13 protein-coding genes are annotated in these 15,729 nt (G+C 49.2%); all 13 read left to right on the plus strand.

Translation table 11 applies throughout. The annotated features are described in order from the left end of the window. Positions 1 to 155: 155 nt before the first annotated feature. The 13 genes from RYZ26_RS16525 (at position 156) to RYZ26_RS16585 (ending at position 15,729) form a co-directional block, all read left to right on the plus strand. Positions 156 to 974, plus strand: a complete 819-nt coding sequence (locus RYZ26_RS16525; protein ID WP_317684351.1) for a transporter substrate-binding domain-containing protein — start codon at positions 156 to 158, stop codon at positions 972 to 974. Between the two features lie 77 nt (positions 975 to 1,051). Beyond that, a complete protein-coding gene (locus tag RYZ26_RS16530; RefSeq protein ID WP_317684352.1) occupies positions 1,052 to 1,795 on the plus strand; it encodes an amino acid ABC transporter permease in 744 nt (247 codons plus the stop codon). Then, positions 1,792 to 2,664 carry an amino acid ABC transporter permease gene (locus tag RYZ26_RS16535; RefSeq protein WP_317684353.1) on the plus strand — a complete coding sequence of 291 codons (873 nt, stop codon included), beginning with the start codon at positions 1,792 to 1,794 and terminating at the stop codon, positions 2,662 to 2,664. The genes RYZ26_RS16530 and RYZ26_RS16535 overlap by 4 nt, the downstream gene beginning before the upstream one ends. Positions 2,665 to 2,677: 13 nt before the next feature. After that, positions 2,678 to 3,436, plus strand: coding sequence for an amino acid ABC transporter ATP-binding protein (locus RYZ26_RS16540; protein ID WP_317684354.1), 759 nt, complete (start codon positions 2,678 to 2,680; stop codon positions 3,434 to 3,436). A gap of 66 nt (positions 3,437 to 3,502) precedes the next feature. Continuing rightward, a complete protein-coding gene (locus RYZ26_RS16545) occupies positions 3,503 to 5,227 on the plus strand; it encodes a methyl-accepting chemotaxis protein (RefSeq protein ID WP_317684355.1) in 1,725 nt (574 codons plus the stop codon). 16 nt (positions 5,228 to 5,243) lie between these two features. Continuing rightward, positions 5,244 to 6,449 (plus strand): 5-aminolevulinate synthase, encoded by a 1,206-nt coding sequence (gene hemA / locus RYZ26_RS16550; protein WP_317684356.1) that lies wholly within the window; start codon positions 5,244 to 5,246, stop codon positions 6,447 to 6,449. A gap of 126 nt (positions 6,450 to 6,575) precedes the next feature. Beyond that, complete coding sequence (locus RYZ26_RS16555) at positions 6,576 to 7,829, plus strand: dicarboxylate/amino acid:cation symporter (protein WP_317684357.1); 1,254 nt, start codon at positions 6,576 to 6,578, stop codon at positions 7,827 to 7,829. A gap of 145 nt (positions 7,830 to 7,974) precedes the next feature. Continuing rightward, positions 7,975 to 8,739, plus strand: a complete 765-nt coding sequence (locus tag RYZ26_RS16560) for a substrate-binding periplasmic protein (protein WP_317684358.1) — start codon at positions 7,975 to 7,977, stop codon at positions 8,737 to 8,739. Between the two features lie 143 nt (positions 8,740 to 8,882). Further along, entirely contained in the window at positions 8,883 to 10,598 is a 1,716-nt protein-coding gene (locus RYZ26_RS16565; protein WP_317684359.1) for an ATP-binding protein, read from the plus strand. Positions 10,599 to 10,601: 3 nt separating this feature from the next. Next, positions 10,602 to 11,969 (plus strand): sigma-54-dependent transcriptional regulator, encoded by a 1,368-nt coding sequence (locus RYZ26_RS16570; RefSeq protein ID WP_317684360.1) that lies wholly within the window; start codon positions 10,602 to 10,604, stop codon positions 11,967 to 11,969. Next, positions 11,966 to 13,198 (plus strand): ABC transporter substrate-binding protein, encoded by a 1,233-nt coding sequence (locus tag RYZ26_RS16575; protein ID WP_317684361.1) that lies wholly within the window; start codon positions 11,966 to 11,968, stop codon positions 13,196 to 13,198. The genes RYZ26_RS16570 and RYZ26_RS16575 overlap by 4 nt, the downstream gene beginning before the upstream one ends. Positions 13,199 to 13,445: 247 nt before the next feature. Continuing rightward, entirely contained in the window at positions 13,446 to 14,732 is a 1,287-nt protein-coding gene (locus RYZ26_RS16580; RefSeq protein ID WP_317684362.1) for an ABC transporter substrate-binding protein, read from the plus strand. A 100-nt stretch (positions 14,733 to 14,832) separates the two neighbouring features. After that, entirely contained in the window at positions 14,833 to 15,729 is an 897-nt protein-coding gene (locus RYZ26_RS16585; protein ID WP_317684363.1) for a branched-chain amino acid ABC transporter permease, read from the plus strand.

Consider the following 15,729-nt stretch of genomic DNA (forward strand, 5'->3'; position numbering starts at 1 on the left):
AATATCTTGAAGTTCAAGGTGAGGCTAAATCAAGAAGTCTTCATATAAGTAATGAAATGGGTATTCATCTATTTTGTCTTCTTATCAAGAAATAAAAATAAACTGAGACACTTGATTTAAAGAATAAATTTCTTTTTACAAATGCGAGACAGGTAATGAAAAAATCCATCTTATCCAAAATTGCAATCGCTGGTGTTGCAGTAAGTTCCATCCTTTCTTTGTCAGCAAAAGAGGCTGCGGCGGACGCGATTTCTGACATTAAAGAGCGCGGCAAACTGATCGTTGCAGTGAAAGCGGACTACCGTCCTTATGGTTTCCGTGACAAATCCGGCAACATCATCGGTATCGAGCCAACTCTTGCAAAAGACGTTGCGGACAAGCTGGGCGTTGACCTTCAACTGGTGCCTGTTGTTTCCTCCAACCGCATGCAGTTTTTACAGCAGGGCAAGGTTGATCTGATGATCGCCACCATGACCGACAAGCCGGATCGTCGCAAAGTCGTCTGGGCTATTGATCCCAACTATTATTCTGCGGGCACGAACGTTCTCGCTAAAAAAGATGCGGGTCTGAAAGAATGGGAAGACCTGCGTGGCAAGCCTGTTTGTGGCGTCCAGGGTGCATTCTATAACAAACGTACGGCAAAAGAATTCGGCGCAAAGATCGTTGCCTTTAAAGGCACAGCCGAAGCTTACACGGCCCTGAAACAAAACCGCTGCGTTGCTGTTGTGTTTGATGACTCTGCCCTTTACGGCCAGCTGCAAACAGAAGGCTGGGAAGACTACACTGTGCCACTGCCAACCATCGACGATGCGCCGTGGGCGCTGGCTGTTCGCCATGGTGAAGATAAATTCCACGCTTTTATGACTGATATGGTTAAAGGCTGGCACAAATCAGGCCGCATTATTGGCCTTGAAAAAGACTTTGGCATCAAAAACACGCCTTTCGCTGTGAAAATGCACAACGAATATAAATAACCCGTCGGGGCGGCGCAGCCGACTTTGCCATAACGGCCCAGGCGCTGCCCCTTTCTCTCACGTATAGGAAAGTAATCATGGAATATTTAGCGACATGGTTTCAGGAGCTCTACGAAGATACCGGGATTAACTATACAATCTTTTATGATTCGTTTGACGCCGATAGAATGTGGAATGGGTTTATCACCACGGTGGAACTCTCCATTGCCAGCCTGGTTTTTTCGGTTCTGATCGGTGTCGTCGGTGCCTGGCTTCAAGGCTCCAGGCTCGTTTGGACAAAAAGAATTGTCCAGGGCTACATCCAGATTTTTCGAAATACACCGCCGTTGGTGCAGCTGTACTTCTTCTATTTCGGTTTGAGCACCCTTTTACCGCAGGTGCAGGGCGAATATGGGCTGGAACCCATGATCGGATCCTTTGTCTGGGCGGTGATCTCCCTTTCATTCTTTGCAGGTGCTTTTAACGTGGAAATCTTCCGCGCCGGGATCGAAGCGGTGCCGGATTCAACCATCGAAGCGACAGAGGCCTTGGGTTACACCCGCCTGCAGGCTTACATCCATGTTGTTCTGCCCCTGGCTTTTCGTGTCTGTCTGCCTTCGCTCAACAACAATTTGGTCAATCTGTTGAAAACAACGACGCTGGCCTATGCCATTGCGGTGCCGGAGATGTTGTACGAAGCCAACCAGATCTGGTCAGACAATGTGAACGTGCCTGAAATGATGGTCTTCTTGTTGGTCGCCTACGTCTTCCTGGTCGGCATCCTCGTTTGGGGCATGAACCGCTGGGAAAAACAAATGAGCATTCCGGGGTACGGCACATGAGCAATCTATCACATCATAACATGCAGGTTTTGCATTCATCTGCTGAGGTTCTCCAGAAAAAGGCGGCATATGAACGCCTGATGGGAAGCCCGCTTTTAAGATTGAACAAGCAACATGGCGTTCTTCTGTTTTTCATCTTCGCCTTCAGCGTCGGTGTGGCCGAAGCTTCCAACGCGGTTGCGCAAAGTAGCGTAATCTCTATCCTGATCGACTGGACACCGCTGCTGTTTAAAGGATTTCTGTTCAACATTCTGATCAGTTTTCTCTCTATGGCAATCGGCACCGCGTTGGGTGTTGTGCTGGGCGTGATGCAGGTTTCATTGATCTTGCCCGTGCGTCACAGTTCCTGGGTTGTGACACAATTTTTCAGAAACTCCCCTTGGCTGGTACTGTTGTTTGGGACCATGTTTATGCTGCCGTTTGAATTTGTCATCGGCGAAACGCGTATTCCGTTCCCTGATTGGTTAAAGGCGGTGATCGGACTTTCCCTGCCCGTGCTTGCCAATATTTCCGAGATTGTCAGAGGTGCGATCAAATCTGTGCCCAGCACACAGTGGGAAGCCGCTGAATCGCTGGCGTTCACGCGCACGCAGATTATGTATCAGATCATTTTGCCGCAATGTTTCAAACGCATGATCCCGCCATGGATGAACATGTACTGTCTGTTGACCATGGCAACCGTTCTGGCATCCATCGTTGGTGTGAACGAGGTCATGACACTGGCAAGCCAGATATCGGCTGCGGAAAACAGCCGCAGTGACCTGCTGGCCCCGCTCTACCTTTACATCATGGTGTGGTTCTTCATCTACACATACCCACTGGCCCGCTGGACAGTGATGCTGGAACGCAAGTTCGCAGTGAAATTATAACAGGAGGTTTCTAATGATTGGCTCTCAAGACTGGACACCAGATCAACCAATTATTTCGATCCATAACGTACGTAAATCCTTTGGTGAATTGGAGGTGCTGAAAGGTGTCTCTATGGACATCAACAAAGGCGATGTGATCTGCATCATCGGGCCATCTGGGTCCGGCAAATCCACCCTGATCCGCTGCATCAATGCGTTGAATGACATTCAGGCAGGCTCCATCACCGTGGAAGGTCAGGAAGTCCATGATGACAAGCTGGACAAGCTGGATTTGCGCAAGAAAGTCGGCATGGTTTTTCAGCAATATAACCTGTTTCCCCACAAGACAGCGTTGGAAAATATCATGATGGCCCCCATTCAGGTTTTGAAACAGGATAAGGCTGTTGTCGAAAAACGTGCTTTTGAGCTGTTGAAAAAAGTCCGTCTGGAAGGGCGGGAAAATCACTATCCGGGTGAACTGTCCGGTGGTCAGCAGCAACGTGTGGCTATTGCACGATCCCTTGCCATGGAACCGGACATCATGTTGTTTGATGAAGTCACAGCCGCTCTTGACCCGGAAACGGTGAAAGAGGTTCTGGTCACCATCAAGCAACTGGCTGAAGAAGGGATGACCTGCATTCTGGTGACCCACGAGATGGGCTTTGCCCGCGAAGTGGCGGACCATATGTATTTCACCGATAAGGGCGTCATCGTTGAAGATGCCCCGCCGGAAGAATTTTTCAGCAACCCCAAAGATGCGCGGACGAAAGAGTTCCTCGCACAAATTCTATAGGAGAAAGCAAGTGCCCAGACCCATCTCGTCGAGATGAAAAAGGGGCATTCAGGAAAGGGTCGTGACATGACATATTTAGATAAATTTCTAGGCAAACTGTCTATTATGGTGAAGATCTATCTGGTGATCTTTATCTTCATCATGGCGATTGGCGTTATGGTTTTCAGCGCCAATCGAACGACCCTGACCCTTGAAGGCGAGATCAATTATTTCGCCAATGAAGTTACCAAAGAAATCCAATCTGCAATGAACGTGCGCTCTGATCTGGGGGAATTGGGTGTCAACCAGATCAATATGATCGTCGATAGCCAGACCATCTTTGGCGATGACGGCGCAGAAGTTTTAAAACCGTTTCTGGATATCCGCAAAAAACTGCTGGCCTCCATCGCGAATAAAATCGAAAAACTGAAAGCGAACGCCAATGTCGATGTAACCAAACGTATCGCTGAATTTGTGGTGACCTACGATCAATGGCTTAAACTGGATGCAGAGATCACCCATGCAGCCATCGAAGGTACGCCGGAAATTGCTTTTGCACTGGCGGCAGGCGACGCCAAAAAGTTCAGGGAAGGGGCTTTGTCCCAGATCGCAGGCCTGGTTGATGTGATCAATCAGAATGCGGATCAGAATGCCGAACGTATCCTGGCGGAGGCGGAGAAAAAACGGTCCCAGAACCTGATCTTTTCTATTTCCATGGCGGTCTTTGGTTGTCTGGTCGGGGCCATTGTCGCGATCCGTGGTATTCGCAGTCCTCTGGATGGTCTTCGCAAGGTCATGGGGGCCTTGGCAGACGGGAATGTGGATGTTCATATCTCTGCCAAAACACGCAAAGACAGCATCGGCAAGATGGCCCAGACCGTTCAGGTTTTTAAGGACAATATCCTGAAAGTTCAGCAACTGGAAAAGGAACAGGCCGAGAATGAGAAAAAGGCTGAAGCCCAACGCAAGGAAACCTTAAAACAGGTCGCACAGGAATTTGAAGCCAGTGTGGCCGGGATTTCCAGTTCTGTTACTGAAGCTTCTTCTGAAATCCATAGTTCGGCTGAATTGCTTTCTTCCAGTGTTGATAGCGCCAGTGCGGCATCGACGGCTATTTCCAACGCTTCTGGTCAGGCAGCAAGCAATGTGGACGCCGTGGCTTCTGCTGCCGGGGAGTTGTCATCTTCGATCAACGAGATCAGTGAACAGGTCGCCAATTCCAGCCAGATCGCCAATTCCGCTGTTCATCAGGCCGAAATGACATCTCAAACAGTTTCTGAACTGGTCCTGTCAGCTGAACGGATTGGGGAGGTTATAGAGATCATCAGTACGATTGCGGAACAGACCAACCTGTTGGCCCTTAACGCCACCATCGAAGCTGCGCGTGCAGGCGATGCAGGCAAAGGCTTTGCCGTTGTGGCATCCGAAGTCAAGAATCTTGCGAACCAGACAGCATCGGCCACCGATGAAATTACCCGTCAGATTTCCAATGTGCAATCTTCCACCAATGAAGCGGCGGAAGCCATTTCAGGGATCGGCAAAACCATTTCTGAAATGAATGAGGTGGCATCCGCCGTGGCCGCAGCCGTGGAAGAACAAAGTGCAGCCACACAGGAAATCGCCCAGGGTGCGGATATGGCATCACACGGCACCAACGAAGTGTCTGAAAATGTCGATAATCTGGATGCCATTGTGAAAGACACAGGTATTGCATCCCAGGGGCTGTTGAAAACATCAACTGAGCTGAGCAAGCAATCGGATTATCTGCGCACAGCGGTTGAGAAATTCCTTTCAAACATCAATGAAAATTAAGTGTTTGGGTCGTGACATGAATTACCAAAGCTATTTTGAAACAGAGATCATCAATCTTCAGAAATCCGGCAATTACCGTGTGTTTGCGGAACTGGAACGTCAGGCCGGTGTCTATCCCCGCGCCATTCGCCATAAGGAAAAATCTGAAGATGAGGTCACCATCTGGTGTTCGAACGACTATCTGGGTATGAGCCAGAATGAACATGTCATCAAAGCCATGTGCGACGTTGCCAGCAAATGCGGTGTGGGTGCAGGCGGAACACGTAATATTTCCGGGACCAATTTTTATCATGTCCGTCTGGAAGAAGCGCTGGCAGACCTCCATCAACAAGAAGCCGCCTTGCTGTTTAACTCCGGTTATATGGCGAATTTTACCGCGCTCAGTACCTTGGGAACCAAGATTGATGACCTGATCATGTTTTCAGATGCAGAAAATCACAATTCGATGATTGAAGGTATTCGTTTGGGTCGCAGTGAAAAACAGATTTTCCGGCACAACAATATGGCGGACTTGGAACGGTTGTTAAAAGCCCAGCCTGCCTCGCGCCCCAAACTGATCGTGTTTGAATCTGTTTATTCCATGGATGGGGACATTGCCCCGATTAAAGAAATTTGCGATCTGGCGGATCAATATAACGCCATGACTTATATCGATGAAGTTCACGCTGTTGGGCTTTATGGGGAACATGGTGCAGGGGTTGCCGAACGCGAAGGGCTGATGGATCGCCTGACCATCATTCAGGGCACCATGGCAAAGGGCTTTGGTGTGGTCGGTGGCTATATCACCGGGTCGCGTTATATTTGTGATTTTATCCGATCATTCGGGCAGGGATTTATCTTTTCAACCTCGATCCCGCCTTCGGTTGCGGCGGCCTGTCTGGCCTCAATAGATTATTCAAAAAATCACAATGAATTGCGCGTCCAGCATCAGGAACGGGCGCAAAAACTAAAGGAATTGTTGAAAGAAGCTGGAATTCCGGTTCTGGACAACCCAAGTCATATTGTGCCTGTCATGGTGGGTGATCCGGTTTTATGTAAGGAAGCCAGTGACATCCTGTTGGATAAATATGGCCATTACGTTCAACCCATCAATTATCCCACTGTCGCCATGGGGACAGAACGGCTGCGATTTACGCCGTCGCCGCTCCATACGGACGAAATGATGCAAGATTTGGTTTCCGCCTTGAGAGTGGTTTGGAAGACCCTCAGGCTCGCATCCTAACATGCTGAAATGACTATGCTAAACCTGCATGAGCTAAAAGAAATAAGAATTGGGTTTAGCCTTCGTATTTAGATAGGGTCCGTGAAATTCATACTCAGACTCACAAAATATAACAGGAGAGGTTATATGTTAAAAAAATGGACAGGTACCAAGCTCTGGCTTCGTATTCTTATCGGCCTTATTTTAGGCGTCGCAGTCGGTGTTGCTTTTGGGGAACAGGCCACCGCACTGAAACCCATTGGTTCCATCTTCATCAATACCATCAAGATGCTGATCGTGCCGTTGATTTTTGTTTCATTGGTTTGCGGCGTTACATCCATGAAAGACCCGGCCCGTATGGGACGCATCGGCATCAAGACCTTTGTGATCTTTCTCTGCACCACAGCCTTTGCCATTCTGATCGGTCTGGGTATGGGCACATTGTTTGAACCGGGCGTGGGTGTCTCCATCGAAGGTGCAGGCACCGTTGCCGCCAAAGAAGCCCCATCCCTGATGAATATCATCGTCAATCTTGTGCCGAAAAACCCGGTCAGTGCCTTGGCGACAGGCAATGTTCTGCAAATTATCGTCTTTGCCATCCTGCTGGGCATTGCGATCAATATGGCAGGCGATAAAGCCAAGCCTGTTGAAGCCATCTTTAATTCTCTGTCCGACATCATGATCAAACTGACCCATATCGTGATGGAATTTGCACCGATCGGTGTCTTTGCCCTGATGGCGTGGGTTGCGGGCAAATATGGTCTGGATGTTCTGTTGCCGATGGGGCAGGTGATCGTGGCTGTTTATGTGGCCTGTATTGTCCATGCCGTTCTGGTAATGGGTGGGGCTGTACGCTTTATTGCAGGGCTAAGCCCGGTCAAATTCTTCAAAGGGATTTTTGATGCGCAAGCCGTTGCCTTTACCTCCACCAGTTCGTCTGCCACACTGCCAGTAACTATTCAGTGCGCACGGGAAAATCTGGGGGCATCGAAGAATGTATCCAGTTTTGTGCTGCCGTTGGGCGCCACCATCAATATGGATGGGACAGCGATCTATCAGGGTGTGGCTGTGCTGTTTATCGCGCAAGCCTTTGGTGTTGATCTGGGTATGGCTGAATATGCCACCATCATCGTGACGGCAACCTTGGCGTCCATCGGGACAGCAGGTGTACCTGGTGCGGGTCTGATTATGTTATCCTTGGTACTGACCTCTGTTGGACTGCCACTGGAAGGGGTGGCGCTGATCGCAGGGATCGACCGTATTCTGGATATGGCACGCACCTGTCTGAATGTAACCGGTGACAGTATGGTGAACCTGATCGTTGCCAAAACCGAAGGGGAGTTGGATGAAGACATCTTCAACGCAGAAAGCGACCCGGTTGAAGAAAGCTTGAAAGCGTAAGGGTAAGAAAAAAACACCTGACTGTCAGGCTTCGCTGAAAAGTCCCCTTCGTTTTCGTGCGGTTCCACATGCGTGAATGAAGGGGACTTTTGTTTTCTTGGGTTAGGACCTAGGGAATGAGAAAACCATAAGGAGTTATTGAGCCATGTTGAAATTTATCACACTTGTGCTTTCTGCCTGGTTTGCCCTTCTGGGCGTTCACCCAAATACACATGCCCAGGAAAATCAAATCCCCATTGATATCGTTATCGATGAAAATTTTGCGCCTTATACCATCCGTTTAAGTGATGGCAGTTATGGCGGTTTGTATGTGGATATCGTGCGTGCCGCTTTAAAGGCACAGGGGATCAACTATAAAATCGTCGGGCGTCCTTGGAAGCGGGTGGTTCATCTGACCGATATGGCCGTCGTTGATGCCACCATCCCCTGGCGTGCAAAAGAGGAACGGTTTAAAAAATATCACATGGTTGGTCCCATCACCAAAGAAGGGGCGAGAACGGTCTTCTGGGCACGGATCGATTTTTCCAAACAATCCTGGGATGATCTGTCGGAATTTTCAAACTATCTGATTGGAAGTATTTCCGGCTATGCCTATCCCGATGCTTTTGAAAAAGCAGATTTCCTGCGCAAAGCGCCAGTCACAGCAGATAATGATGTGTTGGTGAAACAATTGTTGTCCGGGCGCACGGACATGATCATTGGGGATGAACATGTCTTGCGGGCCGAAGCCAGCGGTCTGGGCCTGTTGCAGCAGTTTAAACAGGTGGGCAAGCCGCTGGATGTGGTCAAACGCTATATAGCAGTGCCCAAAAGCAAGCCCATGGTCGCAGAAAAACTGCAACAGGCCATGGACGCCTTTCATCAATCAGAGGAATATGGCAAGATTCTACGACAATATCGCGGGCGATAATCGCTCCTTATAAAAATAGCTATGAGCGATAATCGATCATTTTCTCGTCTGATCAGCGCAAACGTGATAGGTTTTGAAGGTAATTAGGTTGGCAGGATACTTGCGTATTTGTTTCCCGACCTAGAGCTTCAAGATGTGATTTAATGTCCAAGACCAGAAAAATCGTCGGGAAATTTGCGCCATACAGCCGATTGGCGTCGCGTTATCTGTTGTTCTCGCTGGTTATTGCGCTGCTGCCGCTTTTTATTCTGTCATTGCTGTATGATAATTACGTTGTGGAACTGATTGAAGAAGTCACCGATCAGAAAAACACCACGCAAGTGGTCGCTTACGAAAATACCGTGCGACACTTTATCAAGGAACGTGCACAGGAACTGGATGATTTAAAAGCACAGTTTGACCGCCCGCAGTTTTATCAATCCGATCAGACCGAAGATTTGATCCCCGAACTGGAAGCTATTGTCCGGGTGTTGCTAGATAACAAATCCATCTATGGGGTGGTGTTTTATAACGCAGAAAATAAAATCGTGCGCACCTTTCCCAGTGACCTGAATTTCATTAAGAAACCGGGCAGGCTTCCTTATGTGAATTCTGATCAGTTAAAGGTCCTGGGACCCTCCACACCGGAAAATGGCTTGCCCAGCTGGTTTATCCTTAAATCGCAAGTAAACGCGGGGGAAGAAGGCATCGGCTTGGTCTTGCGCTTTGCTACCCTGACTGGGTTTATGAATGATTTCAGTGTGCCCGGCATTCGCGAAGCCTATCTTAAAACACCGGATGGGAAGTTTTATGATGCGGCGGGACGCGCGCAGGATTTACCCAATCGGGCGAAATTGCGCAATGTGATTGAGATTTTGCCCGGCTGGCAGGTTTATCTGGACCATGATACCTCGGTCACTATTCCGCAAAGTAAGCAGGTGCGTTACTTCCTGATCCTGACTGCCATCATTACGGCGTTGGTGATCCTGTATCTGAACTATAGCGTCAGTAACCGTATTAATAAACAGATCGGCCATTTGCTGCGCCGGGTGGAAAAGGTGGCGCAAGGCGATATCAATACGCCGCTGAAAGTTTCAGGCAATTGGGAAATCCATAACCTTAGTCTGTCCATTGAAAGTATGCGCAATCAGCTTCGCAAATTCATCCGCTCCAGCCTTGAGATGGAACGCAGGGCAAGTCTGGGGCAGATGGCAGCAGGTGTGGCGCATGAGGTCAGAAATCCCCTTGCGACGATCAATACTGCTGTGCAGGCGTTGAGCAAAACTGAAACCGATCAGGAAAAACTGGAACTGATGGGGATCATGAGTGATGAAATTTCGCGCACCAACACGGTGATTGAAGACCTGCTGGATTATGCCCGGCCGCGCGATCCACAGCCGGAACTGTTTGAAGTGCAGGAACTGATTGATCACACCAAGACACTGGCCGATGTGGTGGCGAAGAAGCAGCATATAACGATTTTGGCCGAGATTAAAAGTGATCCCAGCACACCGTTGACCATCTATGGCGACCCGGTCCATATGCGTCAGGTTTTACTGAATTTGGTCTTGAATGGCCTGCAGGCGATGGAAGGGATGAAAGGCGGGCATGTTCTTATCCGCGCACGCCTTCATAAGGAGGGCTGTGAGCTTGCCATCGCCGATGAAGGTGAAGGGATTGATCCAGAAAAAATAGCCCGCATTGTGGAACCATTCTTTACGACCAAAGCGCAGGGCACGGGCTTGGGACTATCTATCTGTTCCAGCCTGATCTCGCGCAATCATGGGACCATGACGTTTGAAAGTGAACCGGGCAAGGGCACCACAGTTTTATTGAATTTGCCACGTAAAGCCTGGCAGGAAGAAAATGAGAAGGGATAGAGGATGAATGATATTAAAGTCCTGGTGATTGATGATGAAAAGAACCTGGTTCACAGCATCAAATTCTCTTTGAAGCAGGAAGGGATGAGCGTGGTTGCAGGTTACACCGGAGAAGAAGGCATCTTTCTTGCAAAAAAAGAACGCCCCGACATTATCTTTCTGGATTTGAAACTGCCCGATATCAGCGGTATGGATGTGTTGCAGCGTTTTCAGGAAGAACAGATTAATATCCCGACCATCATGATCTCTGCCCATGGTGATACACGCGCAGCGGTGCAGGCGGTGAAGATGGGGGCGGTGGATTATCTGACCAAACCGTTTGAACTGGATGAACTGGTCTTGCTGGTGCAACGTAATGTTCAGCGGGTCAAACTGGAAAATGAAGTCGCCTTTCGCCGTACCCTGGATGCTCAAAGCAGTGGCATCGTGGGCGAAAGTAGCGAAGTTAAGAACCTGTCGGCCCAGATCAAACAGATCGGGGAAAGTTCCACACAGACCGTACTGGTCAGTGGCCCGTCCGGCACAGGCAAGGCGTTGGTTGCCAAGGGGCTTCATAACTTTCGCCATTCCGAAGCCTCCTTTGTGGAAGTGAACTGTGCCGCCCTGCCGGAAAGCTTGATGGAAGCTGAACTGTTTGGATCGGAAAAAGGGGCTTACACAGGGGCGGATCAAAAACGTATGGGGCTGGTGGAACTGGCCGAAGGCGGTACGCTTTTTCTGGATGAAATTGGGGAGATGTCTCTATCCCTGCAGGCCAAAATCCTGACGTTATTGGAAAGCCGTAGTTATCGCTCGGTTGGGTCAGCGCGGGAAAAGAAAGCCAATGTCTTTGTGGTGGCGGCCACCAATCGCGATTTGTTGCAGGATGTGGAAGAAAAGAAATTCCGCCGTGATCTGTTTTATCGCTTAAACGTGTTGCCCATTTCGGTCCCGGCCCTGAATGAGCGGGGCAACGATCCGTTGATCTTGCTGAATTATTTCGCTGACCATTTCGCCCGACAGGAAGGTCAGGTTCCGGTCAAAATAACGGGTACTGTGCGCGATGTATTAAACGCCTATGACTGGCCGGGCAACGTGCGCGAACTGAAAAACCTGATGGAACGGCTGACCATTCTTTATCCGGGTCAGGATATTGAGCTTGCTCAACTGCCCACAGAAATCAGTGTGACGGCTGATGCGGTTGGCGAAGGCGGCGAACTGGTCGATACGATTGAATCGTACGAGCGTAAGGTGATCGAAAAGGTTCTGTTGGAAAACAATGGGCGCAAGGGCCTCGCGGCGGAAGCCTTGGGCATTTCACGCCACGCCCTGAAACGCCGGATGCAACGTTTGAACATGACCACACCAGCCAAGGTACAGGCGGGATCATGAAACGTCTTTTATTTTTGCTTGTCACTTTATGGATGATTGCCCCGGCGCATGCCCGTGTGGAACGTGGTGTGGGGGTAGAAGAGGCAGATGTGAATGTGGGCTGCCTCTTTCCTTTAAGTGGCTATGGCATTGGCTTTGGTAATGACAGTATCATCGGTATTGAACTGGCGCTGGAAGATATCGCAAAAGATCTGCCCGATGCCCCAAAAATGCGGGTGATCATTGAAGATACCAAACTGAAAGCGTCGCGCACCATTCGTCATGTGCGTGATTTCGCCAATCAGGACAAGACCCAGTTTGTCTGTGGGATTGTTAGCTCCGGTATTGCACTGGAAGTCACCAAGATCATTGATGATCTGGGCGTGGTCTTTATCGGTACGGACAATGCATCATCGCGCCTGACAGGATCAGCACTGACGCAAAATTATTTTCGTGTCACCAATAATACTTATCAGACCATGTATGCCGGTGCGCAATATATCCGGGATTCCTTTGGTGGTATTTTGAAAAAACGCCCCTTGCGCATTGCCTTTATCGGGCCTGACTATGACTATGGTTATCAGAACTGGCTGGATTTGCAGAGTGCATTGGAAAAATTGAATATCGCATATGATCCCGTTGCCACCCTCTGGCCCAGTTTGTTTGAGGTAGATTTTTCTGCCCAGATCAGGTCTTTGCTGCGCGTAAAAGCAGACCTGATTGTGAATGAACAATGGGGTAATGACTTCATCACTTTTATGCGTCAGGTTAACGATAGTGACTTGATGGAATATTCGAAGATTGCGAACTTTGGCTCTGGTGGGGATTATGACGTGCTCGCCAAGCTGGGGAACGATTTGCCACAAGGATTGATCCTTTCAGCGCGTCATCATGTGAACTGGCCGGAAACGAAAGAGAATTCATCTTTTGTGCGTCGTTTTTATGATCGCACAGGGCATTATCCGTCTTATGTGGCGCAAGGGGCGTATTCCGGTATTCTCGCTATTGCCCTGACCCTGATTGATACGGGCGGTGGTACGGACCTTGATGATATCCGTGCGTCTTTATCCAAGATCGAAATGAAACTGCCGGAAGACCCCAACGGGTTTAAATCTTTCATGAATGCCAAAGATCATCAGATACAGCAGGTGATCTCCATTGGCGAAACCGTCATTGATCATCGTTTTCCCCCTGCCACCCGCCTGATCGGGAACTGGAAAAACTATTTCCCCATGGAAAAAACTGAATAAGAGCGCATTGCGCCCATCCCCCTTTCCTATCTTGAGCGCTATTGATCTCTATGGAATTTTATCGAATGGTGTTGATTGAATAATGTTATTAAAATCAAATGCTTAATTTGATTTTATGAACTGGCACAGCCTCTGCAATACCTCCTGACATAAGACGGAAAGGCAGAGAGTGGTTTCATATTTTTCGTTGAGATCGACACGGACTCTCTGCCTCCACTTGAAACAAAACATGTTTGGAGGCAACAGAATGCTAAAAACGATTTCAAAGATGGCCCTGGGTGGGGTCGTTGCACTGGGAGCAACTTTATCAGCAGCACAGGCTGCACAAGATTATAAACTGGGGCTGGTGACTTTCTTATCCGGTGGGGCAGCTGGTCCCTTTGGTGTCCCCGCAAAAAATGGCGCGGATTTGCTGATTGATGCGCTCAATAAAGGCGAAATGCCAGCCCCTTATAACAAGATCGGAATTAACGGTCAGAAGATCAAACCGATCTATGTAGATGAAGCAGGCGGTGCCACCAAACAAACGGCGGAATATCGCAATCTTGTGGAACGCCAGGGCGTGGATGCGGTTGTTGGTTATATCTCTTCAGGCGATTGTCTGGCCGTGCCAAGTGTTGCGGAAAAGATGAAAAAGATCACCGTTCTGTTTGATTGCGGCACGCCTCGTGTCTTTGAAGAAGCCGATTATAAATATGTGTTTCGTACCGCAGCGACGGCGACCATGGATAATGTGGGCGCGGCACGTTACATCACCGATGTGGTACAGAACCTGAAATCTGTTTCCGGCATTAATCAGAACTACGCTTTTGGTCATGACAGCTGGAATGATTTCACCGCAGCCCTTGCACAGTTCAAATCAGAAGTGGGGGTATCGACAAAACAGTTCCCGAAAATTTATGCGGGTCAGTATGGTGCTGAAGTTTCAGCTTTGATGGTCAATCCGGCAGAAGTCATCCATTCCTCTTTCTGGGGGGGCGATCTTGAAGCATTTCTGCTGCAAGGTTCAGCGCGTGGTCTGTTTGACGACCAGTCTGTTGTGCTTACGACTGGCGAAAGCGCGGTTTACAAATTTGCTGAACATTTCCCGGAAGGTGCAATTGTTGGGGCACGCGGTCCAAACGGTATTTATGCACCGGATACACCCCTGAACCGCTGGCTGAAAAACGAATATAAGGCCCGTTTTGGTACCGAGCCAAGCTACCCTGTTTACCACATGGTGCAGGCCATCATGGGGCTGAAACTGGCAACGGAAAAAGCAGCCACCAAAGAAGGCGAGCTGCCATCTGATGAAGCCATCGCAAAAGCATTTGAATATCTTGAATATGATGCTCCATCAGGCAAAGTTTCCATGGCGATTGGCAATGGTCACCAGGCCATTCAGGAAATGGTCTTTGGTCAGGTTGCCAAGCATGAAGGCAAGCTGGGCATGTCAGATGTCGTACGCTATGCGGCCAAATGCGTGAACCCGCCAAATGGTGTGAAAGCAGCTGACTGGATCAAAAGCGGCTTTCAGGGCGCTGAATGCGATTAATGCCTCTACGACTCCCTAGGCATTAACTTTGGAAAGGGTGCCTGTCCCCAATTATTGGCACCCTTTCCCTTTTTCAAATCATTTAAATTCGAGGTGAGCGATGAACTTGGCTCTTGCAGTTCTCGTGGATGGTGTCGTTTATTCTTCGTGGCTGTTTTTGATCGCCGCTGGTTTGACGCTGATCTACGGTGTTATGAAAATTCTCAATATGGCGCATGGCAGCTTTTATGCCATCGGGGCTTATAGTGGTGCGTCCCTGATCGGTGTCTATTTTGCAGGCGGCAATCCGCCCTGGGCCAGCTATCTGTTATTGATTGGTGTGGCTTTGGTTGCGGGTCTGATCGTCGGTCTGTTGATTGAACGCGGGTTTCTTCAATTTATGTATGGCCGTGATGAAGTGGTGATGATCCTTGTCACCTATGGCATCCTGTTAATTTTGGAAGATACGATCAAGCTTTTGTGGGGGGTGGATCCTTACTTTGCCTATCAACCTTACACATTGCTTGGTCGTACAAAAATCGCCGGGCTTTCTTTTGCCAATTATGACTTCATGCTGGTGACTGTCACCGCGCTGATTGCTTTGGCGCTATGGTGGTCTCTGAACAAAACCCAGAACGGCAAAATCCTGCAATCGGTCATTCATGATCGCGAAATAGCAGGTGCGCTGGGCGTGAATGTGACCAAAATTTTCACCATTACTTTTGTGATCGGTGCCTTCCTTGGTGCTTTTGCCGGGGCCTTGACTGCACCGGGCATTTCCGTGGTGCCGGGCATTGGTATTGAAGTGATCATCCTGGCCTTTGCCGTTGTGGTCATCGGTGGGCTTGGCAGTGTGGGCGGTGCCTTCGCAGGTGCGCTGATCGTTGGGATTTCGCGTGCGTTATCGGTGCATCTCTATCCCGATGTGGAACTGTTTGTGATCTATGGCGTGATGGGGCTTGTATTGGCTTTCCGTCCGCAAGGTCTGTTTGCCATTGCAACTGCGAGGAAGATTTAA

Origin of the sequence: Terasakiella sediminum (assembly GCF_033100395.1) — a bacterium.
Taxonomy (GTDB): Bacteria; Pseudomonadota; Alphaproteobacteria; order Rhodospirillales; family Terasakiellaceae; genus Terasakiella.